14 protein-coding genes are annotated in these 23,567 nt (G+C 44.8%); 1 reads left to right on the top strand and 13 read right to left on the bottom strand.

The window, feature by feature from the left end; genetic code table 11:
* Positions 1–9 precede the first annotated feature (9 nt).
* Positions 10–1,017, top strand: a complete 1,008-nt coding sequence (locus Ga0451573_RS04300) for a glycosyltransferase family 4 protein (protein ID WP_231682655.1) — start codon at positions 10–12, stop codon at positions 1,015–1,017.
* A 5-nt stretch (positions 1,018–1,022) separates the two neighbouring features.
* Here Ga0451573_RS04300 and Ga0451573_RS04295 read toward each other — a convergent pair whose 3' ends face one another.
* The 13 genes from Ga0451573_RS04295 to Ga0451573_RS04235 all read right to left on the bottom strand — a co-directional run.
* Complete coding sequence (locus tag Ga0451573_RS04295) at positions 1,023–1,967, bottom strand: glycoside hydrolase family 130 protein (protein ID WP_231682654.1); 945 nt, start codon at positions 1,965–1,967, stop codon at positions 1,023–1,025.
* 272 nt (positions 1,968–2,239) lie between these two features.
* Positions 2,240–3,484, bottom strand: coding sequence for a DEAD/DEAH box helicase (locus Ga0451573_RS04290; RefSeq protein WP_231682653.1), 1,245 nt, complete (start codon positions 3,482–3,484; stop codon positions 2,240–2,242).
* 513 nt (positions 3,485–3,997) lie between these two features.
* Positions 3,998–5,857: a M56 family metallopeptidase gene (locus Ga0451573_RS04285; RefSeq protein ID WP_231682652.1), complete on the bottom strand. Its 1,860-nt coding sequence runs from the start codon at positions 5,855–5,857 to the stop codon at positions 3,998–4,000.
* Complete coding sequence (locus Ga0451573_RS04280; RefSeq protein WP_231682651.1) at positions 5,850–6,236, bottom strand: BlaI/MecI/CopY family transcriptional regulator; 387 nt, start codon at positions 6,234–6,236, stop codon at positions 5,850–5,852. Before Ga0451573_RS04280 ends, Ga0451573_RS04285 begins: the two co-directional genes overlap by 8 nt.
* Positions 6,237–6,451: 215 nt before the next feature.
* Positions 6,452–7,960, bottom strand: a complete 1,509-nt coding sequence (locus tag Ga0451573_RS04275) for a L,D-transpeptidase family protein (RefSeq protein ID WP_231682650.1) — start codon at positions 7,958–7,960, stop codon at positions 6,452–6,454.
* A 316-nt stretch (positions 7,961–8,276) separates the two neighbouring features.
* Positions 8,277–9,524 carry a DUF4153 domain-containing protein gene (locus Ga0451573_RS04270; protein ID WP_231682649.1) on the bottom strand — a complete coding sequence of 416 codons (1,248 nt, stop codon included), beginning with the start codon at positions 9,522–9,524 and terminating at the stop codon, positions 8,277–8,279.
* A 38-nt stretch (positions 9,525–9,562) separates the two neighbouring features.
* Positions 9,563–10,621 (bottom strand): FAD-binding protein, encoded by a 1,059-nt coding sequence (locus Ga0451573_RS04265; protein ID WP_231682648.1) that lies wholly within the window; start codon positions 10,619–10,621, stop codon positions 9,563–9,565.
* 41 nt (positions 10,622–10,662) lie between these two features.
* Positions 10,663–10,881, bottom strand: coding sequence for a helix-turn-helix domain-containing protein (locus tag Ga0451573_RS04260; RefSeq protein WP_231682647.1), 219 nt, complete (start codon positions 10,879–10,881; stop codon positions 10,663–10,665).
* A 10-nt stretch (positions 10,882–10,891) separates the two neighbouring features.
* Complete coding sequence (locus Ga0451573_RS04255; RefSeq protein WP_231682646.1) at positions 10,892–11,368, bottom strand: DUF2975 domain-containing protein; 477 nt, start codon at positions 11,366–11,368, stop codon at positions 10,892–10,894.
* 189 nt (positions 11,369–11,557) lie between these two features.
* Positions 11,558–16,318 (bottom strand): S-layer homology domain-containing protein, encoded by a 4,761-nt coding sequence (locus Ga0451573_RS04250; RefSeq protein WP_231682645.1) that lies wholly within the window; start codon positions 16,316–16,318, stop codon positions 11,558–11,560.
* A gap of 296 nt (positions 16,319–16,614) precedes the next feature.
* Entirely contained in the window at positions 16,615–21,120 is a 4,506-nt protein-coding gene (locus Ga0451573_RS04245) for a GLUG motif-containing protein (protein WP_231682644.1), read from the bottom strand.
* Between the two features lie 52 nt (positions 21,121–21,172).
* Positions 21,173–21,421, bottom strand: coding sequence for a DUF2442 domain-containing protein (locus tag Ga0451573_RS04240; protein ID WP_231682643.1), 249 nt, complete (start codon positions 21,419–21,421; stop codon positions 21,173–21,175).
* Positions 21,422–21,520: 99 nt separating this feature from the next.
* On the bottom strand, positions 21,521–23,567 hold a 2,047-nt coding region (locus tag Ga0451573_RS04235; protein ID WP_231682642.1), incomplete at its 5' end, for a LuxR C-terminal-related transcriptional regulator.

Below are 23,567 nucleotides of genomic sequence, written 5' to 3'. Positions count from 1 at the left end.
CAATTTTATATGAGAGTTGCAATAATTTCACCAATTGCTTGGAGAACCCCGCCAAGACACTATGGCCCATGGGAGACAGTAGCATCACTGCTTACAGAGGGACTTGTTAAGGAAAAAATAGATGTTACCTTATTTGCCACCGGTGATTCCTTGACGTCGGCTAAGTTAAGAAGTATATGCCAAGCGCCTTACGAGGAGGATAAAGCCATAGATCCCAAAGTATGGGAATGCCTTCATATATCAGAAGTAATGGAGCAGGCAGACGAATTTGATATTATACATAATAACTATGACTTTTTGCCTTTGACTTATAGTGGGTTAATAAAAACTCCAATGGTTACCACAATTCATGGTTTTTCTTCACCGAAGATTTTGCCTGTTTATCAGAAATATAATGCAACAACCCATTATGTTTCCATAAGTGACGCTGATAGGAGCTCAGACCTTGATTATATCAGGACTGTCTATCATGGTATAGATATTAGTAATTTCCCCTTTAATGAAAATAAAGGGGATTATTTGCTCTATTTTGGCAGAATACACTCTGATAAAGGTACCTGGGAGGCTATTCAGGTCGCCAAAATGGCGAAAATGAAGCTGGTTATTGCTGGGCTTATTCAGGACCGGAGGTATTATGAAGAATATGTTCAGCCTTACTTGAATGATGATATTACTTATATCGGTTGTGTCTCACCGCCAGAAAAGGATTCTGTTTTAAGCAATGCCTACGCATTACTTCATGCAATTAATTTTAACGAGCCTTTTGGGTTAAGTGTTGTTGAAGCAATGGCCTGTGGTACGCCTGTACTTGCCTTTGGGAAAGGTTCCATGCCTGAGATCATTGAAAATGGCCGGAATGGTTTTATTGTCTCAAATATAGAAGAAATGGCACAAAAGGTGAAAGATGTAGAGAATGTTTCCAGAAAATTATGCCGGGAGACAGTTATCAAGAGATTTTCACAGGAGAAAATGGTTAAAGAGTATATCGAAGTGTATAAGGAAATAGTGAATAAATAGCCTGTTTAAACAGGTATAGGCGGCCTGGCATTATTCAGGCAGCAGTTTATGAGATCATCAATTTGGGCGGTTCCTACACACATCACTGAATCAGCGGCTCCCCAATATATTTTAACTGTCCCGTCATTTTCAGGAACAGCGCCACAAGTAAACACAACATTATTAACATACCCGGTTACTTCCCATGGGTCCTCAGGCTGTAAAATCCAACTGTCACTAACGCCAAGTATTCTGGCAGGATTTTCGAGGTCGTGCAAGGCAACACCTAATCTGTAAACTGAACCGCACATAGTCGGGAAAACACCATGGTATATCGATAGCCACCCTTTATCTGTTTCTATAGGAGTAGCCCCTGGACCGATTTTCATCTCATCCCAATGATAAGGCTCAGGTTTCATAATTAGTTCAGATTCACCCCAGTATATTAAGTCCTTTGAATAACTAATCCATATTGACCAGGGGGAGATTTCGGAGTGTGGTCTATCCAGTCTTACATATCGCCCATTTATTTTTTTAGGGAAAAGGACGGTATTTCGATAGTCAGCTTCGGTAATCAAGGATATTTTTTCAATTGATTTAAAGTCATTGGTTTTTGCCAGTCCTATTCTTACTCCGTGCTTTGAGTAAGCGCTGTATGTTATATAATATTCACCTTCTATACAAGCAATACGAGGGTCTTCAACACCATGTGCTTCGTATTCCTTGAAAAATCCATCTTTTGCAGGGATGAGAAATGGCTTATCATGTGCTTTGAATTTATACCCATCATCACTCTCAGCCAAACCTATTATAGAGCGTCCGGTATCCAGGTGTGACCTGAAAAGCATGTAATATTTACCGTTATGCTTCGCTACACCTGCATTGTGTACGGTGTGTACAGGATAAGGTATATCTTTTTTGGTTAATATAGGATTGTCCTGATAGCGCTTTACAATTGGGTTAGTCATCATCTTTCCCCTCTCGTTATATCGGAAGAACGGTAATTATGTATCCTCCCGCAAATAAGCTTAATAAATTTGCTATAATCACATTTAAAAATGTCCTTATACGACGATGCTCTTGTACCAAGATTAAGAATGGATTCAATCAACGATTTCTTTACATCCTTTCAATTTCATATGGGCGCTGCAATCCCAATGTAGTCTTCTTCACCTTTTCAATGGTTCAAGTCCGATTAAAAAGCAGGGGTGGTTGTCCAAAACACCAGCTTATAATCACTTGATTATTTTCCGCATTTCTTTTTTCCGCTTCTCCTAAAATACCCGATTTTCCCGGTCTGGCGCACAGCCGCTTGCGGGGGAATATCCTTGGAGGGCATTGGCGAATCTTCGCTTAGGGGGTAGGGGTGATCCTCAATTACCGGTATTGGCTTGGCAATAAGCTTCTGGATGTCCTTGAGATATGCCTTTTCTTCCTGATCACAAAAAGAAAGCGCCACCCCGGCCAGACCGGCCCTGCCGGTTCTCCCAATGCGGTGAACATACGTTTCCGGCACATTAGGCAAATCGTAATTTATTACATGGGACAATTCTTCGATATCAATGCCCCTGGCCGCGATATCTGTCGCCACCAAAACCCTGGTCTCCCTGTTTTTAAATTTTGTCAAAGCCCGCTGCCTGGCCGTTTGTGATTTATTGCCGTGAATAGCCTCGGCCTGTACCCCGGCTCTAATGAGGTTTCTGGTTACCTTGTCTGCGCCATGCTTGGTACGGGTAAATACCAATGCGGAGACAACGGCTCTGTTTTTGAGCAGGTGTATCAACAGCTGTTTCTTGTCCTTTTTCCCCACAAAATAGACGGTTTGCTCAATAGCATCTACCGTAGATAAGGTGGGCGTTACAGCAACCCTGACCGGATTTTCTAAAATATCCCCGGCCAATTTAGCAATTTCCCGGGGCATAGTGGCGGAGAATAGTATTGTTTGCCTTCTCTCAGGCAAGTGGGCAACAACTTTTTTAACATCATGGGAAAATCCCATATCCAACATGCGGTCAGCCTCATCAAGCACGAACATCTTGATATGCCGCAGGTTAATGTATTTCTGATTCATTAGGTCAAGCAGCCTACCCGGCGTGGCAATCAGGATGTCTACCCCTGCCTTTAAAGAGTCGGTCTGTGATACCTGGGATACGCCGCCAAAAATAACAGTATGCCGTAAACCAAGATTCCTGCCATACGCTGTAAAGCTCTCACCGATTTGAATGGCCAACTCCCGGGTTGGAGTTAGTATCAGCGCTTTAAGGGCGCGCTTCCCTTGGACGTTCTTAGGCCCAGCATCGAGAATCTGCAGGATGGGAACAGCAAAGGCGGCTGTCTTACCGGTCCCGGTCTGGGCTAATCCAATCAGGTCTCTTTTGTCAAGGATAACAGGAATAGCCTGTTCCTGAATCGGTGTAGGTTCGGTATACCCTTCTTTTGTTAGGGCCTCCAGGATAGGATCAATGATGTTCAATTCCTTAAATAACATTAATTTTATGTCTCCTTTAACATTTTCTGCTCATCATATTTATCTTGAGTAAACATGGGCGTTACCGCCCATGCTCCTCGACGGAACCGTACGTGCCCTATTAAGGCATACGGCTCTTCACATCAAACTCGCCAAGCCCTCAGACCCCGGAAGAGTCATGCAATTCTCACCATTACGATTTGCATAATCTTGTCTGCTACCACGATAATGGCATCGACCTCTTCGTTTAGATAATAATTTCGTGGCTCAATAGCTTCACTTTCGTTTCGGCTCGTTTGCTCCCCGCCCTACGCTTAAACCTAATGTTACCATTTCGGCTCCAAGGACTAGGTACAGGCTACTGGTTAGGTATTACCTGATAGGATTTCCCTACTATATGTTAATAACTTACTAATGAAAACAGAATTACTTCCATTTTCAAGAGGAAACATCACGCCTTAGCGTGCTGCTTCGCAGCTCGCACTATCGGCTAATTATACCATAATATTAGATATCACATCAAACCATCCCATTTCAAGTGAGAAAGTCATATTGTTCATACCATTGCATAGGTGATAAAGACTCATCTGTTACATTATTTCTTTCACCTAATAATTCCTTGCATAGCCCCATCAAAAGATGCCCGCGCAAACCTTCTGCATTTCCTTCTTCAAATTGAGAAAGCATGTAAGTTAGTACTTCTTCATTGTTATAACTATAGCTGTATTTAATAATGGCTTCGTATTCGTTTTGATGAGCTTTGATGTAATCCATTGGGTTAGATGATTCTTTAGGAGATGACATGATAATTTCCAGGTTATTTTCCACCAGGTCAATAACTTCCCTGGGATACTCAGCCAGATTGTAGGTCATCATATCTACTCTGACAACAAGTCCGTAGCTGACAGTTCCCTTAGCCTTACCCTTATCATCCTTAATGTTTAATATCAATACGTAGATGTATTCTCCCGGGTTCGGCGGCGCCTGAAGATATAGGCTTCTGTTCATAAAGCCCGGTTCTACAGCCGCAAAATCTACGGGCTGTTTGTCTTTATATACAGTTAAATCCTCAATGGTAAAGTCATACTGTTTATCATTTTTTGTTTTCCGGGTATCAAGAATAAGCTGTTCCTTACCTGTTACGGAAACGGTGTTATCCAGACTATATACGAAATTGACGGGGTGGTCGGAATCGGCCTGAATGTGTCGTTTACCATTTGTCCAGGAATAACTGCCTTTAAGGGCTGCTTTGGTTTTTCCCCCTTCTGCGGCAATATACAGGTTAGGCGGTGAAGCTGCTCCAGTCCCCACTCCGGCGCCCAGATATATCGCACCGAACAGGAAAACTGCTAATAAAACCCCCGATAAAATAATTATCTGCCTTGATTTCTGATGGTGCTTCATAATAGCCACCAGTCTTTCCTGCAAACTCTTTTTTTCTTCACTCATGGTCGCCTGCAGGACCCCCACAGGGTACTTATGCTCTGCTATCACAGAGATTAAGGTGTCACCATAAGCCTGTTTTTCTGCCGGACTGAGATTGTTGATAACTGCTTCATCACAGGCCAGTTCACAGGCTTGATTGATTTTCCTCTTAAAGAGGTACACCAGGGGATTGAACCAGTGAATGGAAGCAGCTGTCATGGTCAGCCATTTTACCTGGATATCAAAACGGCGCAGGTGTGTGACCTCATGCAGTAAAATGTTCTTTAGCTGTTTTTCATCAAAATCAACATCAGGAATAATTATACAAGGTCTCCAAATACCAATTAACATGGGCGTGGGCACAAACTTATTACGCAGCAGCCTTACCCGTTTTCGGCCCCTTAATAAGGCGGCCAGCAGGCTGTTTTCATCATCCGTGGCTTCCCTGTATCCCTGCCTCAGGCAGTGCAAAAACCTTATATATCCGGCTAAATTTACCGTAATTGCGATGACAACCCCCAGTAACCAAAGGTATATAACATACTGGGTAAATAAGTCCTGAAGATACCTGATGTGGTCAGCATCATTGTTATAAACCCCGCGGTCTGCATTATCCTTAATATTGGGTATTGTTAACGAAATGCCGCTATGCTCACCGGTACGGCCCCCAGTCCGAACACCGAAGGGGATACCGGACTGGTTACCGGTTTGACTGTTTACTTCCTCAGGATTATGTACGCCTGCAGGATTGGTCTCTCCTGCAGGACCGCTGCTGTAAAAGACATCATTCATGAGGCTGTTTTCCGGAGAAAACGGGGTCACCAGCCTCAATAACACAATCAGCCATATATAGTATTGGATTGATTTGGGGACCCTGTGTTTTATCAAAGGTTTAAGGACCAGGATTAGCAGACCGAGAATGCTCCCCGATAAGGAGAGTGATAGTAATAACCTGACTGTCTCATTCATCCCTATCATCACCTACCTTAAACAGCGTGCGCAGCTCCTCAATCTCTTTGTCATCAAGCTTTTTGCTGCCCAAAAGGGATGCTACCAGGTTTTTGGCGCTGCCTGAGTATAAGCGGTCAATCAGACTCTGAGTTGTATATTCGGTATATTCCTCCTCACTGACCAGGGGTTTGTAATAGTATACTTCTTTTTTTGCTGCTGCAACCACCCCTTTGTTGCACAATCTGCGCAGCAGGGTCTTTATTGTAGATGTTTCCCAGTTACTGGTCTGCTCCAGGGTTTTTCTTATGGCTGCCAGGGAAAGTTCACCATCAGCTTGCCACAAAACCCGCATAACCTCCAGCTCAGAATCTGTAATCCTGGAAACTAATGTACTCACATCTGCCCCTCCTTTTGGGTTGCACAGCCCGCCACATTGGTTATATTGGAACCCACCATACAGGTTACAGACGTAACCTGTATGTATAGTTTACATTTGTAACCTGTAAATGTCAATCAAAATTGTTCATAAATGTCTCCAAATTAAATAAGCCCCCTGGGAGCAATTTTCACAGGGGGCTTAAAATTATCATGTAAGTGATTTTGTGCAAGTAGCTAATAACAAATGACAGGAGTACCTGACGTAATATTGTTGAATATCTTTTCGGCTACATTGTATGGCAGATTTACACAGCCGTGTGAACCGTTTGTCAGATAGATATTACGTCCAAACGCACTTCTCCAGGTAGCATCATGCATCCCTATACCACCGTCAAAGGGCATCCAGAAGTCTACATGGACAGCGTAATCCGGGCCTCTCAGGATTACATTTCCTGATTTATATTTTAAGCGGAAAACTCCTTTACGGGTTGCATAATTTTGACTTACATTTCCTGTAACAGTATCTCCCTGTACTATTAGAGAGCCGTTTTTGTAAAACCATAAATGCTGGTTTGCCAGGGATATTTCCACATAGGTATTTCCAAGATCATTATTGCCCTGGGAAAAAGTATTTTGATTGAATACCGGTTCTTTGGTTGTGGTCTCCCCTTTGCTGATGGCAGAGAGTAAGAATTGGGTTTCTTCAACCTTATTTACAGACCTTCCATAATCACCACCGCTGACTGTGATTGTTTCTCCTGATGATGCAGTAAAACTTCTTGTCTTACCAACTGTGTTAAAAGCAGCGGAAAGTTCACTCACATAACCGTTTACCTTTTCTTCACTGACTATAATATTTAAATTTTCATCGACTGTAAGCCATTCATTTATCCGGGATCCGTCCAGGGTTTTTGTAATGTCTCCGGAAGTATAGGTGATTTTTGTGGCAATATACCTGTTAAGGATGTTTTTGACTTCTATGACTTTTGGTGACTTGGAATCATATTGTGGTTCTATATAACAGCCCATTGCTTCCAAATCTATTTCAGCTTCCAGATTACTCATGGCACTCGCTGCCAGAGAGTATAACAGGTCTTTATCCACTTTGTTTCCAATGACTTCATCCACAATTACATAACTGTTATTCACATATTTAAAGCCAGGATTTGCAGGTTCAATTATATTTTCCGGCTTAAAACAGGACAGCCGGCCTATTCGTTCCTGCAGCAGCTTCTCATCATATTTTAAGGCAACTGTCTTTTTTGAGTCTTCAGTTAGCAAACACCCTAAAATCCACTTAAAACAATTCTGACTGTCTTTAATTTCTTTAAATTCTCCCTCTGAAGCAAACTGTAAGCCCACATCACCAGCTTTTATCTGTTCAATTTTACCCCCCCGTTCTTTCAGGTTCAGGGTATAAGCATTAAGTTCCGCTGCCATTAGTGCCTGTACGTCCTCTACAGTCTTTCCTGCAACATCTATGCCACTGATTTCAGTGCCAATATAAAAATGGTCCCTAAAATAATATGCCACTCCCAAATAAATAACAAGTAACGTAAAAAGCAGGATCATGCCGTCGGCAAGAAATTTTCTATACTGTTGGGCCAGCTGCTTTACAGTTTCTTCTGTTGGTTCTTCTGGCGGTTCTTCTGGCGGTTCTTCTGGCGGTTCATCTGGCGGTTCTTCTGGCGGTTCATCTGGCGGTCCTTCTTCAGGTGTCTCTATGAGCTCTTTGGCAGGCATTTCTGCTGTGCCTCCCGTTTCCTTTTCCGTATGGCTCACCTCTTTTTCAACAAAACTCGGATAGGGCATTGCCCTTTTAGAGGTTAAAGCATCTATTAATTAGCCTCCATCGCATTTTATGTTTCAAAATTTATACTTAAAACAGTTATCTTGACAGTTTTTCAAGTTAATTTTTTACAAATGCATCATACTCTAAGTAAACTTTAGGCAGGATTAAATGCGGGTAATAAAAAATCCCTCAGAATACTTCAATCAGCATTCTGAGGAGACTGCATCCAGGCCTCTAGATGATAAAAAATCCTGCTGCCTACTCATTCTAATAAAAAATTAAAGGAAAAGTAAATGTAACGAAAGCTGCCCAAAGTCCGTAGACCGGCAAATACTTAGTAACGGCATCTTGGATGGTTGAAGGTCCGGTTTTGTTTTGCAGAAAACGCATATAGGAGAGCATAATCCAAATCAGATTGGCCCAGATAAGTATGTTTACCCCTAAAACAGCAAGTCTGTTGGGCGTAATCCCATAGGAAGAAAGCCTGAACACTATGGCTGATAAAGCCACACAGTCAATGATAAGAGCAAGAACAATCAGGGCGAAATTTATATAATCAGAAATGCTCTTTTTCTCGTCTGTGCCGCTTTCGGTAATGGAGAAAATGGTGACCGCTAATACAATAAGGAGTACCCCGTTGAAGGATAGGAGGAAATCGCGGTCCAAAAATGGATTTTTCCCGACCCAAATAACCATTATAAGATAGACCAATAATGTGGCCATTACAAGGGGACTAAAAATTTTGGCTATATATGGCGCAATATTTTTAGCAAGTTTAAGGTTCTTTGAGACCAGGTATGCAGCCACAACAGCGAGCGCGGCAGCACCAAATAAAACGACATTTCTAAAATAGAATTCCTCGATATCCATGCCGACAAATCTAAATAACTGCATGGTTAATGCTGCTAGCAGCATTCCGCTGATTGCCATGCTGGCGTAAAGTATGCAAAATTCCCCATTAAATTTAAGATAGGCTAATCTTGTGCTGCCTATACCATATTCATTTCCTGTAAATGCAAGCCCTAATAATACCCATAAAAAAACGGGAAGGTGTAGATAAGCCAGGATAATACTGTCTTTTTCCTCCAGTGGCAGCATATTAATATAAATTCCGGTGATTAGGAATAACGCTGCAAGGGTGTAAAGAACATTTCTTTTGGGGGTATTATTGTATACAAAATAGGCGGCAATAAAGGGAAGTATCCCAAAAACAAGGTTAATAGGGGCTATTGCCTGCTGTTCGACAAAATGCAAAATTATCCTGGTGCTTATCCCGGCCAGAATCGCTAAAATGCCCATGGCTAAGAAATCTTTCTGAAGCAAGGAAGCTTTTTCTGTATTTGCCATCTCCCTGAAATGCAATCTTTCATACCAAACGGCCAGAACCTGCGAATCAGGGTTTTGTTCCCAGGCGGATGATAATGACTTTTTAAAAGCTTCGGGTTCTTTTCTAAACATTCTCTCCAGCTCATGGGGGTTGGCAATATTTTCAATAACCGGATTATTAATCTCCATAGTTATACCTCCCGTAATAATTGTCAGATTAACCATTATCACTGTTTAATACTTCGCAAACCTGATTTCATAGCTAACTGTCTAAGAAAAGGATTATACATAGCTGGGGATTTTAAATTTTTAATGAGTAAATTTAACTTGATATCCTTAACCTTCTGTTTATATCTATCCAAAAATCCATCTATTCCCTCTTCAAGACTCTGAGCTAAATATAAAGAACTTTTTAATGCGTAGCTGATTCCTTCTGCAGAGCTAGGGCTAATCGCACCTGCAGCTTCTCCAACCAGGGCTATACCATCCCTGCCTACATAAAGCTGTGATACCTTCTTAGGCCTATAGATATATGCCCCCTCTGTTTTTATTTTGGTATCAAAATTAAAGCCTAACTGTCTTAGTTTTGTTTTCAACATATCATACTTTTTCCAAGTGCTCTCCCTAGGTCTAAGGGCTGATCCTAATAAAAGATAATTCTCCTTTGGTATTATCCAAGAGTAGAAATCACTTATTTCTTCATCAAAAATTGCTGTGAAATGGGGGATATAATTTGTACTCTCAAACCATTCCTGAATTGCAATGTACTTTTCAGGAGTATCTTTAGTAATGGATTTCCTTATCCTAGAAAGAGCACCATCAGCGCCTATAATAACTCTTGTCTTTGCAGATATTTCTTGTCCATTAAAAATATATCTGATTTCATATCCTCCTGGAATTTCAGCAAAGTTTTTAAAAAATGAGTTGAACTTTTTATCAACTCCGGTTGGAAGTATAGAAACCAGCCATCTATCAAATTTATCCCTGTCCATATTAAAATAGAATCTCTGGTATAGCCTTTCTATCTTATTAGGTAGATCAATGGTTCTAACTGCAAAAAGCTGCGGATCAACCAGAATATCTTTAGGTATCCCTAAACCCAACTTGGCAACCATTTCCTGAGCATCGGGGGCTAATAATCCTCCACAGCATTTAGTTGTGCGGTTTTTAGGATTTTCATTTTCCAGGTCCCGTTTATCTATTAATAAAACCTTATATTTGTCACCAATTAATCTTGCCAAGGTAGATCCCGCAGGGCCTGACCCTACTATTACAATATCATACATAAAATAACCTCTCAAAATAATTATAATATCCCCAAACTATTTCAAAGACTGTCTTCGTCTCTTTTATATTCTAAAACATCTCCAGGCTGACATTCTAAAGCCTTACAAATCGCCTCTAAGGTTGATAATCGAATCGCTTTTGCCTTTCCATTTTTCAATATAGAAAGGTTAGCCATTGTTATTCCAACCCTCCCCGAAAGTTCGGTGACACTCATTTTCCTTTTAGCCAGCATAACATCAATATTTACTATAATCGCCATGTTATTCACCTCAAACCGTTAAATCATTTTCTGTTTTTATATCGATAGCACTTTTTAACAGCTTTTGAAGGACAGCGGCAAAGACTGCAATCACGAATGAAGCAAAAATAATGACCAATCCGAGCGCTACCAGACCTGGGGCATCGTCTGCCTGTGCTATAAGAAATAAGACTGGCATTTCTACCATATACAAGATACTGATTGTGATTGCACAGTATTTTATGTTCTTTAAAGCCTTTACCGATAGCTCCGAGAAGGCTTCGTTCTTGTCAATGTAACTTAAAAGTTTTAAAGTCTGATACAGAGCAAAGAAAAACGGTATCGCCGCTGCATACACACCGGTTAAAAAGGGATATTGCAAATAAGCCAGCTCAGGAATCCACTCTTCAAATTCGGCTAACACAGGCAACCCAAAGATACACAAAGCAAGAACCGCAATTCCAATAAGAAAAACAACTACCTTTAAAAAGAGGGTTTCTCGTTTCACGCTAAGCACCTCACTTATTTAATGTTAATTTGATATTAACATATATTTTATTGTTTTACAATAAAATTTTATCGTTTCTAATTCGGGTGTTTCACCCGTTATACTGCGCCCATGCCCGGGCGCACCAATTAAGAAAACGCCAGGCAGTGAATTGCCTGACGTTCGTACACAAAAGCCGTTTGATTATAGTTATATCAAGTCCGAGTTCTGTAACAGTCTCCCGATGATAACCGCAATTTCGGCCCTCGTTATGTTATCCTTCGGAGCAACTATAGCGCTGCTTCTGCCGGAGACAACTCCGGTCTTTACACATGCCGCTATGCTGTCTTTGGCGTAATCTGCCGCCTGGACTGCATCTGTAAAGCCGGCCAGAAGTTCATCTGTTTCACCTGATGAAATATCCGCCGGCAGCCCGGTGATTGCCATTGCCCTGGCTGTCATGGCCATTGCCTGTTCACGGGTGATTTTATCCGATGGTCCGAAGGTATCTGCATCATAGCCTGAGATAATCTTGTATTCATAAGCCGTTTTGATGTAGTCAGAGTACCACTGGGAAGAATCCACGTCTTTAAAGCTCTTGCTCCCTTCTCCCGGCTGCAGGCCCAGTCCCCTTACCAGAATAGCCGCAAATTCAGCCCTGGTGATATCACGGTCAGGGTCAAACATACCGTTGCCAATTCCGCTGATGACCATTCTTGAGCCCATATCGTTGACGGTTTCCCTGGCCCAGTGGCCGGTTACATCACTGAACTCCAGGGGATGCCATATGACTGAATAGGTACTGTTGGTCAGGCTGTTGATGACAGCATAATATCTGCCGTTGACCACAGTTATCTTTGTTGGCACGTGTCTTGTGGTTCCATCAGGCTCCACGATAATCCCAGTAGTGATTTTGGCCGTATCAACCCCATCCGGTATGGCTATGGCCCTTTCAATATAGGCATTGAATTTGTTGACTTCAACCGTTTTGCCGCCGCTGGTGCAGGTAATATTAAATTCTACCGGTTTGACAACTATTTGATAGTTATCCTTATTAGCCGTATCCTCAACCATTTTGACTGTATCTGCGGAAGGTGCGGCTATGGTGACTTCTACCCTGATATCTTTAAGTTCAACCTGTTGGCCCAATTGTTTGCTTATGTCATCAATATTTATTTCCGATGCCGGCAATTTATAGGTTACATTGCTTGTTTTGACTTCCAGAACAGCTTCCCTCTGTTCCATGGTTTTCACGGTCTGCCCGTTTAACTGACCGATAACGACATCGGCGCCGCTGTTTACCGGCAGGGTAATCACGGTTCCCTTGGCGCCGGCGTTCACGAGTTTCCGGATAGCCGCATCATCAGCCTTGATTGTTGCAGTAGTCCTCTCTCCATCGGTATCTGTAGAAATTGTTCCGGGCACCTGAGTGCTCCAGCCATCCTGTTCTACAGAGATGGTGTCACCGGTGGAGCCTCCGCCGCTGCCGCCGCTTGGCTGTGTACCTGTGTTGACAGGTTCATCAGTTATTACAGGATAACCGTTATTTTCATTAGCCTCATCCGGACCCCAGGCCAAATAGACAATATCTGGCACAGACGTGCTCTCGGTTATATTGTTATTGAGCTCAGTAACAAAAGCGGCGGCATTTATATCGTCTGCTGTCTTAGATGTTGTGGTATCCAAACCAACCAGCATCTCACCGGCGCCTTTTTTATCAGCCAAATCTAAGGCGCTGCCGTTTAGCGTATGGACTGCATCACTGTTCCAGTAAATATTCTTCGCATTAGGCACCAGTTCATCAAAGCCGTTATGCAGAAAGCCAACCACTCCGCCAATTCCTGCAGTTGCTCCACCGGTGATGTTTCCGCCGGCAAAGCAGTTTTCAATCCTGCCTTTGTTTTCATTTACTCCAACCAGTCCGCCGGCATAAGCGGTATTTCCGAATGAGCCTGAACCTACACTGACATTACCTGTGGCAAAACTGTTGACAATAACTCCATAGTCACCGCTGCCCGTATTTCTGCCGACCAATCCCCCGGCTGCGGGAGGCAAAGTATCGTAATCATTGCCTGATGCATTAGCTGTAGAAAAACTGTTTGCTATCAGCCCCTCTTCATTGGAGGCAACTAATCCGCCAATAAATGCTGCACCGTTAGCGCCGACTATTTCTCCTGTTGTATAACAATCTGTTATTTCACCGTAATTGACTGCTGCAAGTATTCCGCCATACTCACCGGCACCGGCATATATTGCTGCCACTTCAACACCCAGGCGCTTTATTTCACCATCACTGCCAATAACGCTAAAAAGTCCCTCAAAGCCATTTGTACCAGGTGACTCAACACTGGTCCCAATATAGAGTCCGGTAATTTTATGGCCTTTTCCGTCAAAAATACCGGCAAATGAATAATAGTTGGGATGAGCAGTTCCAATAGGTGTCCAATAATGGCCTGAGATATCCAGATCACGTTCCAGTTCAACCGTATTACCACTGAACGAATCCCCGCCATTCACCTGCTGGGCCAACCAGGCAAGCCCTGTAGCTGTTTTAATGGTATAAACAGCTCCAATTACGGAATAGTCAGTGCCCTCAACTGCAGCTGCATTGTCTGCCCAGTTGCCGGTTATCCCTACTGGAGTTAATTCCTCCTGGGCCCCCTGCAAATAGGGAAACCCGGAATTGATATCACTGTCGATAGCCCAAATTGCTGTAAAATCCCAGCCGGCGTAAGTATTCTGGTCCTGCATCTCCGCAGAAGTCCTGGCCACTGCCTGTGCACTTCCCGTGTCATCGGCACCATAAGGTAATTCTGCTGACGTATCAAGAAAATAAGTATTCTCCAGAATGCCGTCGCCACAATATCCCGCAATACCTCCTACACTAGAGCCGGTGCTAACCGTTCCTGTATTGTAACAATTTCTGATGAAATCGTCTGGCCATGGCCATGCTTCACCGACAATGCCCCCTGTTTCAGCGCCATCGACCCCTGTGACAGAACCGGTATTGTAACAGTCTGTAATATTGCCTCCCCAGTATCCACCGGCAATGCCGCCCACATAATAGGAAGAATCTTCATTGGCTGCAATACTTGCATTATTCGAGCACTGAGCAATGCTGCCGCCATCATGTTCACCGGCTATACCGCCTACTGATGCACCACCGGTAATGGTACTGTTTCCAGTGACCCGGCAATCCGAAATTGTCCCTTCTGTATTCAAGCCGGTTAAACCTCCGGTTCCGTCCGGCCATGCCTGTGTATTGGTTATTGAGACATCTTTCAATTCCAGGTCTTTAACAGTCCCGGTGCCAATCTGTCCAAACAGTCCTAAATAAGAGTAATCACCGCTGGTTAATGTCAAATTGCTTATGATATGGTTGTCTCCGTCAAATGTTCCATTGAACCTATGTAAACTTTCTGTGCCTATTGGAATGTAGTCAGAAATTCCGGTCATATCAATATCGGCCATAAGCCTGTAATAAGCATCGGGGTTACCATATACCCTCGAAAGCTGAAGAGCATTGGTAACCTGAAACGGGGCTTCTTCAGTGCCAAGTCCCTCCATATACCTGACGTTTGGCGTAACCTCGCTGAATTTGACTACTTCATCAGTTTGATTAACTTCATATACACCAATATATTTATAGACATCAGCATCGATACTGAAGTTTTGGCCGGATGTATATGGATCTGTTACGGTTTCGCCCTGCGGCGCCGCCGACCCGTACAGAGGTGTTGCTATCGGCGCTTCGGCAAACTTAATGACCAGGCGGTTGTCGATCCCTAAAGTATCCGCAATGTTAATTAACGTTTCCCCCATGTCATTGCCGATTTCCGCAGAAATACCGTCAAATTCCGGCAGCAGCGGAATCAAATGAGGAAATCCGTTATTAACCGGCGGGTCCAGCTTCCAAACCGTGTCAAAATCCCAACCGGTATAGGTATTGACATCCTTTAGATTTTCGGCAGTCTGGGGCTCAGCATTAGTATCTGTTGCTCCCGCCAGTGCAGCATCATAACCAATTCCATTGGGAGCTGCGCTACTCAGGAAGTAAGTTGAAGTAGTTATCCCGCCTTCATCATAGCCGATAATCCCGCCTGCCTGACCATTATCGGTTTTGGTAACAGTACCTAAATTCAAAGTATATCGTACAGTACCCTGATCTCCATAGCTGTTATAGTTTTTACCGGTAATTCCACCACTGCCGGCCTCTGCTGAAGTGGCAGAACCCAGAGTAATACTTCCGGTGTTCAAACAATTTTCTATAACACTGAAGGAAGCATTTTCTCCAACTATCCCACCGGCAGAGCGGGAACCTCCATCGCCGGTATAGTTAGTGAAAACATCGGCTGAGTTTGAACAATTCCTTACCGTTCCACCCGCACTGTAACCTGTAATACCTCCGGCCATAGCATTACCGGTTGCAGAAATGGTACTTGTGCCCGTTACATTGCAGTATTCAATAGTAGCTTCATTTTCACCGGCAATACCGCCAACGTAATTATATGTCCCTGTTGTCTTACTATTGATCATAGTAACATTTTCAAGTGTCAGGCTTTTTACCAGTGTTTGGTTCCCTTTAATACAACCGAATAATCCTACACCAGTACGAGTGCCGGCATCTATGGACAGATTAGAAATTTTATGACCGTTCCCATTATATTTGCCCGCGAAATAATTCCACATATCCCCTATTGGCAAAAAGTCTATCCCAGTCATATCAATATCCGCTTTCTGTATAAAATACTTCCCGTCAAAGCTCCAATTACTGGTATTATTTTCGGACATCCATAACAGATGGCCAGGTGTTGAAATCAGATACGGGTCTCCTTCCATTCCACTTCCAGGGGGTTGAGCTGCAGCAGCTGCTTCAGCATAAACGCCGCCAGCCGGTATAATCAACTGCATCAATAAGACCATTACAGTTAAGATAACCCCTGCTTTTTTCCATTGCCTTTTTTTCGCCATCCTACTTTCCAGCCCCTTTCATTCGATACTTACTTGAACTGTATCCCATTGTACCACCCGATTCTCCCAAAATTCTCCCATATGCGATACGAACCAAAAAAAAATAAGCGCACATTAGTCAAATTACAGACGTACAAAGCGCTCTTTGGCAATCGGCTTTAGTATGTAATCCAGGGCATAAAGCTAAAAAGCCTCTACAGCAAGCTGCACAGGCTTTAGCCAAATTCTGTTCCAGAGTAACTATATTTATGCCGGGCAATGCGCCCAAAAGCCAATCCTTCTACCTAACCTGAAGTTCAATACTTGTTATATATCCTGTACAGGAACGCCGCTGCCTCCGCTCTTGTGGTATGGCCAAGGGGATTAAGCCTGTCGCCGCTGCCAACGATCAATCCTTCCCTGACAACGGAGGCTATGCTATCTGAGGCATAGTCCGCTATCAGTGATTTGTCGGCAAACCTGTCAAGGTCTGAAGCCGTACCCTGCACTTCAAGCTTTTCCAACATTCTTAGCGCTCTCTCTGCCAATACCATCATATCAAGCCTTGTGATGCTCTCGTCAGGGCTGAATTTGTTGTTTCCCGTACCATGGGTGATACCCAGCTTTTTAGCTATGCCTATCTCTTTGTAATAATAGGCGTCCCGGCTTATGTCATCAAAGTTTCCGTCAACCCTTGCATCAACTCCCAGGGTTCTGACCAGGTAATACAGGAAGTCCGCCCTTGTTATATTTGTCTGTGGGGCGTATTCCTTTTCCGATATGCCCTTCAATATGCCTTTAGAGGCAAGAACTTCGATGGGCTTCTTAGCCCATACAGCACTTTCCAGATCGTCAAAGGTTTTGGTTACATATACCACTGCATACCGGCTGAAATGGGTAGTGCTGAAGGTTACGGTTCCGGTTCCGGGGTCATAGCGGCCATTGGGCATTTCCACCACATTGCCCGCACCGTCTATGTACCATATCGTGATATGCTCGGGGTTGGCAAGCTCATCGGCTGTGGGCTGATAGGGTATAGATACCGTAACCCGGGCATCGGAATTGTTCCAGTCGGTTTGCTCCTGGTTCAAAGTCAGGGTAAGCCGGATAATGGGTCTGTCGCCAATGTCATCCCTCACATAGTCCGGCAATCCGGATTTATCTCCTTCGCCTATGGTAATCCCTATATCGCCTTTATCCTCTAATCCGGTGCCGGACAGCATGTTGTCCGGTATAGTAATACTGCCGGAATCGGTAGAGAAGGTAAGGATGTTTTCCCCTAAAGTACCGGACAGTGAAGAACCGGGGATTTCCAAAGTGTAATTATTCACTCCGGGGATGGTGGGTACTGTGATGACCGTAATTCCTTCACCGTCCAGAATATCTCCCGCCTGTTCTCCCAGGTTAACCACTGCGCTGCCCGGCCGGGTGCTGACATCAATCGATAAGCCGGTTCCCGAAGCACTGCCGCCTGTAATCGCGGCATTGTAAACAGGTGTACTACTTCTGCTGCCTCCGCTTCCACCCGAAGGCGCTGACCGGACAGTGAAGCTGATTTGGTACTGTTCTTCCAGGTTAGCCCCCGTGGCGGTGCTTTTTAAGGCTGCCACCGGTACGGTTACCGTGTAAGTGGTGCTATAGGAGAGGCTGCTGTCCGGGGTGATGGTCAATACTTTGCCGCTGATGCTTTTGCTGATGCCTACGGTGCCGCCTCCGGCGTTTTTCATCGTAATGCCGCCGTAACTGCTGTCCGCCTCTATGTTCTCGCTGAAGGTTATGGTAACGGTCGGCGTCAGCGATACACCCGTGGCGCCGTTCACCGGGCCGGTGGACGTTACTGTGATATATTGCGTTTCAGGTACTGCTGCTGTCTCCGGGAATACTGCCGTTACAACTCCTGAATTGACTTCATTAGTCACTGTTTCGGCTCCCGCTACTGTAAAGAAGCCGGCAGCCACGCCATTAAAAGTAAAGCCTTCTTTAGCTGTCAAGGTTATAACAGCTGTATACACCGTTTCCCCCTGGATCGGGTCATGGTCTGGCTCCCAGCTTATGGTTCCGGTGTACTGCTCTGTTTCATTAATAGTTGTCACCGGAACGCCGCCAGTTGCCGGAGGGGTTACGCCGGGGATAGCTGCAATGTTGACGGTGGTGTCTGACGCTTCTATCGTAGTCACCGCCGTCATGGCCATCAGCAAATCAGGCTGCAGGTTGCCGGCGGCATCCTCGGCTGTCACGTAGATATGGTAGGACGTTTCCGGTTCCAGTCCGGTAATGGATACCGTTTCTTCCGTGCCGGTCGTTAGCCCGATGCTTCCCTTACGGTTTGCATCCAACACTTCATCATCAGCGCCGGTACCTGCCCTGACCTGGGCGGCGGTGGGCGCAGCGGCCTCATCGGACAATACCACGTAGCAAGCGGTGGCGTTTTCATCTATTTGAAGCAGCAGGTCCAATGCATTATGGGTAACATTGTCAGCCTGCGGGTAAACACTGGCAAAGACAGGAGGGGCAAAGTCATAATTATCGGTCTGCCATGAAAGATAAGGATATGTGCCCACATTAATTTCCCATATATTATCAAAATCCCACCCGTTTCCCGTAAAAGTAGTTTGCTGTTTCATTTCCGCGGTAGTTTTTCCTGTGCCGCCGGAAGCGCCTGACTGACCTGATGTCTGGGTGTCCCAAAATGAACTGGTGATCGTACCGTCATCGTTCACTCCCAGCCCGGCGACTGAACTATTGCCCTCGACAACGACTGTGGCGTAAGAATTAGTGATACTGCCGCTTGAGTAGTTATACCCTACCAACCCGCCAATGTAATAATCACCATTTGCAGTGCCTGCAGCGTAGGAGTTTTCGATGTCACTTTGGAAGTTTAATCCCGATAAGCCGCCAGCGTTTTGGGCGCCGGTAACATCAACTATGGCATAGCAACCGGTAACGGTACCCTGGTTTTGCCCGGTCAGGCCGCCGATAGTGTCGAAGCCGTTAACACTGCCCATAACGCGGGAGTTGGTAATTGTTCCTTTGTAGTTAAACCCTGCCAGACCGCCAACGTAATCTCCGCCGGTGACATCCACATTATCGAGACCCAGATTACGAATTTCGCCATTCTCGCCTACATAACCGAACAAACCCACATAATTGGTCCCCGGCTTATCTGTAAGGAGGTTACTGATGGCATACCAGGCGCCGTCGAAGCTGCCTGTGAAAGGATTTTCACTTGTACCGACGGGCTCCCAACCTTCACCCTCGTTATAACCTCCACCTCCTGCCGATAGGTAAGTGGACAGGTTAATATCTGCCACCAGGATAAAATGCTTATCCAGATAAAGTCTTGCATTGTTTAGCTGCCACGGCGCCGCCACCTGATATGGTGTTGCAGCCTCGCCCGTGCCGCCGGCAAATTGGGCATCTGTGTATTCCGCCTGCCATCTAAAGAAAGGATAACCGCCGTTTTGTTCCGGATTTATTCCCCAGACCGCGGCAAAATCCCAATCAATAAAAGTAACAGGGGTTTGCATCTGAATTGTGGTTTTAGATTCACCATCACCGGTTTCCGAACCAGTGGTTTCACTGTCGTAATAAGAACCGGTAATGGAGGTAATGGGACTGTTATTACTCCCCACCAAACCGCCGACATAATCAGTGCCGGTGACAGCGCCGGCAGCGTAAGCTTGAGTAATCTTACCGCCGTCATTTACCCCCACCAAACCACCGATGTATTGAGTCCCTGCCACGGCGCCTCTGGCATAGCAGCCGTTAATCTGGGGATCATCGTAAAAAAGATAGTCATCCAGAAAATTGAACCCCACCAGACCGCCGACATGATTGGCGCCGGTCACATCACCGGTGGCGTAAGAGTTGGTGATAATTCCGCCGTCTTTATTACTTCCCGCCAAGCCGCCGACATAAACAGTGCCGTCTACATTGCCCGTGGCATAGGAATCGGTGATCGTTCCATCGTAAGTGTTACGCCCTACCAATCCGCCGAAGTATCCCTCGCTTTCAGGATCTGGGACAGCAATGTCCGACACAGTGCCTGTAGCGTAAGAGCTTTCAATGCTTCCGTTAGAGTTATCTCCCACCAGGCCGCCGACCATATAATCCCCTTGTACAACAGCCTCGGCGTATGAGTTAGTAATCTCTCCCAAAGCATTGCTGCCCGCCAGGCCGCCGATTGTATAAAAAGTACCGGTTACATTGCCTGCGGCATTTGAGTTAATGATCGTGCCTTCACGATTGTACCCCACCAGGCCGCCTATTGACCCATAGCCCTGTATTACCACCGAATCAGTGGAAGAACCGTCAATAGTGCTGTTTTTATTGTAGCCCACCAGGCTGCCGACGTAACAATAACCGGTAATATCAGCATTCTCCAGCCTCACGTCTTTAATGACAGCGCCATTCGTGTAACCGAATAGTCCCACACCCTCCGTCTCATCCCGGTTGATGTAAAGGTTGCTGATGGTATGCCCGCCACCGTCGAAACTACCGGTGAAGGGATTACCCGGATCCGATACGTCGATCCACGTGCCGACGGGCTCCCAGCCCGCGCCATCATTCCAGCCGCCGCCTCCCTCCGACAGGTAACCGGTAAGGTCAATGTCGGTATTCAATTTGAAATGGCTGTCGCTATAAACCGTTTCCGCAATCCTGGCCAACTGCTCAGGGGTCTCAATCAGCCAGGGGTCTTCCAAAGTACCTGTACCACCTGCAAATCCGCCTTGGGCCAAGGCCGTACCGCCTCCGAAAAACATTACAGCCAGTACCAAGACCATGCCTGCTGCAAACAGCAGGATTCTGCTTGCTATTTTCATTTCCTTCAACCTCCTTTATTATCTCCTTATGATAAACAGTGGTTGTCCACCGTCATGCGGACGGGAATTTTTCTTTTTGTGCCAGTTGAAATATCTCGCTGACGGATATTTCGATTTTGTTATCCCACCTGACAAAGTCGCCATCTGTGACTGCACGCCGGAAAAAGTCTCTGTCGGTAAGCAAACCAAAGCGGACGGTATGCAGCCTGTCTGAAAAATCCAGTATAATGCTGCTGCCGTTTTCAAGCTGTACCTCCAAACGGCAGCCACTCTTCGGTATGACACCTTTTATTCTAATCATGAAGCATCACCTCCGTACAAATAAAAACCCACTATACCAAAATGATATAGTGGATCCTTTTGAGATGATACTACCCATCGGGTAGTATTTTTAAGTTTTTTACAAACCAAGGCCATTCAAATGCTGTTGCAACAGTACCCTGTTATTGATGGAAAGCTTTGCATAGATGGATTTTAACGTCATTTTTACCGTATTGGGCGATATGAAAAGCTGTCTTCCTATTTCGATGTTGGTCATTCCCGCTGCCGCCAGACGGGCTACCTCGATTTCCCTTAGGGTAAGCTTGGGCTTTTGTTCCGTAAAATATTCTTTAATCATTTGCTCTTTGGAACTCTTGAAGGTCTTATACAGTGTCAATATTTTGGCAATATCCTCCCGGTAACTGCCTTCTGCGGCAATTTTCTCAAGGAGGGGTGCAATGTAATCACAGTTTTCCGCAAAGAGCATGTACTGCTTGTCCGGCATGGCAACATCAAGGGCCTTTTTCAGACTGGACAGCGCTTCATCCTCCCTGAATATCTTTCTATATGCTGCCGCCAGATAAATGTATGTATAAATATATCCCAGCAGATTGGAAAAAACAGAGGCTATGGAGATAAAATGCTCCGCACTGCCAATCAGCTTTAAGTATTCTCCTTTGATTAACAGCGCCCTGCCATACATGACATTAAAAAACGGATATGCGGGAAATCTCAGCCGGGGATTGCCAAAATCAACTTTCAGCAGCCTTTCAGGTAGTTTATCCGTTTGGTCAAGGTAGGCGTAGATGCAGCCCTCACAGATTTCAACCGTATGGATAAAATAATACTCGTTTGTGTCCGGCATATACTCATGAATTATATTCATAAGCTCCATTACCCTGGATAAATTACCTTTCATGAAAGCAATAAGTATCTGAAAGTATTGTGCGCTAAAAACAATATTTTCGTCCTTACCTGACTTCGCCTTAAGCAATGCCTTTTCCGCCAGAATCTCAGCATTTTCAAAATCACCCTGATTAAAGCAGCTTTCGGCCTCCATGACATATTCCGCACCTGAACCATGTCCCTTTGTGAGACGGTTAAAGTGAGGCATGGCCTTTTTTAAATCTCTTATATGCTCTTCGAGCCTGCCGCTTTCTCTGTAATACAGACTCAATACCGATGGTGACCCAAAAGTCCAATTCATTCCGGTATCATAAATGGATGTCGGCTGATTCAACAATTGCCAGGCCTTTTGATGTCGTACCGACATTTTTTTCAGGTCATTGAATTCAGCAAAACTGAGCAAAAGCTCATATTCGCCCAGAAACCTGTTTCGCATGCCGGGGTCCAGGCCTTCATCCCTTTCTATATTGACCCTGAGTTCATCGCATGTTTTATGAAACAATTCAAGCTCTTTGTGGACAAACAAGTACATGGCATAGATGAGCAGCGCATAGTGGTGCCGGGACTTGATCTCCTCCGGACATTCGGCCATATACTTTGTGAGCAGCTCTTTGTTCAAAGCGGTATAATCGTTAGATCTGTCCGCTTCCAGGGCCAGCAAAATACCGTCAAAATCCCCGCTCTCATAATAATATCGCCGGGCTGAGGGGTAATCACCGTTTTCCATGAACCACTGTGCCGCTTTTCTATAAAGGTTTTGTTGATTGCTTACCTCTTTTCTCTCAAGCAGTTCTTTCAGGAATTCTGTGAAGATGGTGTGAATATGATAGGTTTTAAACTTGCTGTCATATTTAACGAAGGAGTTATTACCGGTGAGCCGGTCAAGGAACCGACCGGCATTTTCCTGCCCCCACATATATGTGGCTTGTTTAAGCGTAAAGCTGTCAAAAATGCACAGCGTAATCAAGAACTCTTTTATATCATCCGGAAGCGGTATATATACAGCCTTTTCAATCAGCTTATAGATGCTTTCGGCTGGCGTATAGCTGCCCGTGGCTGCGTATTCCAGCATGATCAGGTGCAGGGCGCTGATCCATCCCTCAGTATCCGCATAAAGCTGCTGTGCTTCACTGTCACTAAGGGTTATCCCGCAGGTCTTGTAATACGCCATGATTTCCTTTGGCATAAGCTCGAAGGTTTCCTTTGTTGAACGAAACCGCTGACGCGGTGGCTGGCTAAAACTGGCTGTTTTGTTTCCTCCCCCAAAAATTCGTTCATTC

This window comes from Phosphitispora fastidiosa (genome assembly GCF_019008365.1).
Lineage (GTDB): Bacteria > Bacillota > Thermincolia > Thermincolales > UBA2595 > Phosphitispora > Phosphitispora fastidiosa.
The sequence above is the reverse complement of the archived record's forward strand: the minus strand, read 5'-3'. Positions and strand labels throughout refer to the sequence as shown.

Excerpts from the sequence above, each read along its gene's own strand:
- Ga0451573_RS04240 (WP_231682643.1), bottom strand. The coding sequence starts at position 21,421 with ATGATTAGAATAAAAGGTGTCATACCGAAGAGTGGCTGCCGTTTGGAG.
- Ga0451573_RS04300 (WP_231682655.1), top strand. The coding sequence starts at position 10 with ATGAGAGTTGCAATAATTTCACCAATTGCTTGGAGAACCCCGCCAAGA.
- Ga0451573_RS04285 (WP_231682652.1), bottom strand. The coding sequence starts at position 5,857 with ATGAATGAGACAGTCAGGTTATTACTATCACTCTCCTTATCGGGGAGC.
- Ga0451573_RS04290 (WP_231682653.1), bottom strand. The coding sequence starts at position 3,484 with ATGTTATTTAAGGAATTGAACATCATTGATCCTATCCTGGAGGCCCTA.
- Ga0451573_RS04265 (WP_231682648.1), bottom strand. The coding sequence starts at position 10,621 with ATGTATGATATTGTAATAGTAGGGTCAGGCCCTGCGGGATCTACCTTG.
- Ga0451573_RS04250 (WP_231682645.1), bottom strand. The coding sequence starts at position 16,318 with ATGGCGAAAAAAAGGCAATGGAAAAAAGCAGGGGTTATCTTAACTGTA.
- Ga0451573_RS04270 (WP_231682649.1), bottom strand. The coding sequence starts at position 9,524 with ATGGAGATTAATAATCCGGTTATTGAAAATATTGCCAACCCCCATGAG.
- Ga0451573_RS04295 (WP_231682654.1), bottom strand. The coding sequence starts at position 1,967 with ATGATGACTAACCCAATTGTAAAGCGCTATCAGGACAATCCTATATTA.
- Ga0451573_RS04260 (WP_231682647.1), bottom strand. The coding sequence starts at position 10,881 with ATGGCGATTATAGTAAATATTGATGTTATGCTGGCTAAAAGGAAAATG.
- Ga0451573_RS04245 (WP_231682644.1), bottom strand. The coding sequence starts at position 21,120 with ATGAAAATAGCAAGCAGAATCCTGCTGTTTGCAGCAGGCATGGTCTTG.
- Ga0451573_RS04275 (WP_231682650.1), bottom strand. The coding sequence starts at position 7,960 with ATGCCTGCCAAAGAGCTCATAGAGACACCTGAAGAAGGACCGCCAGAT.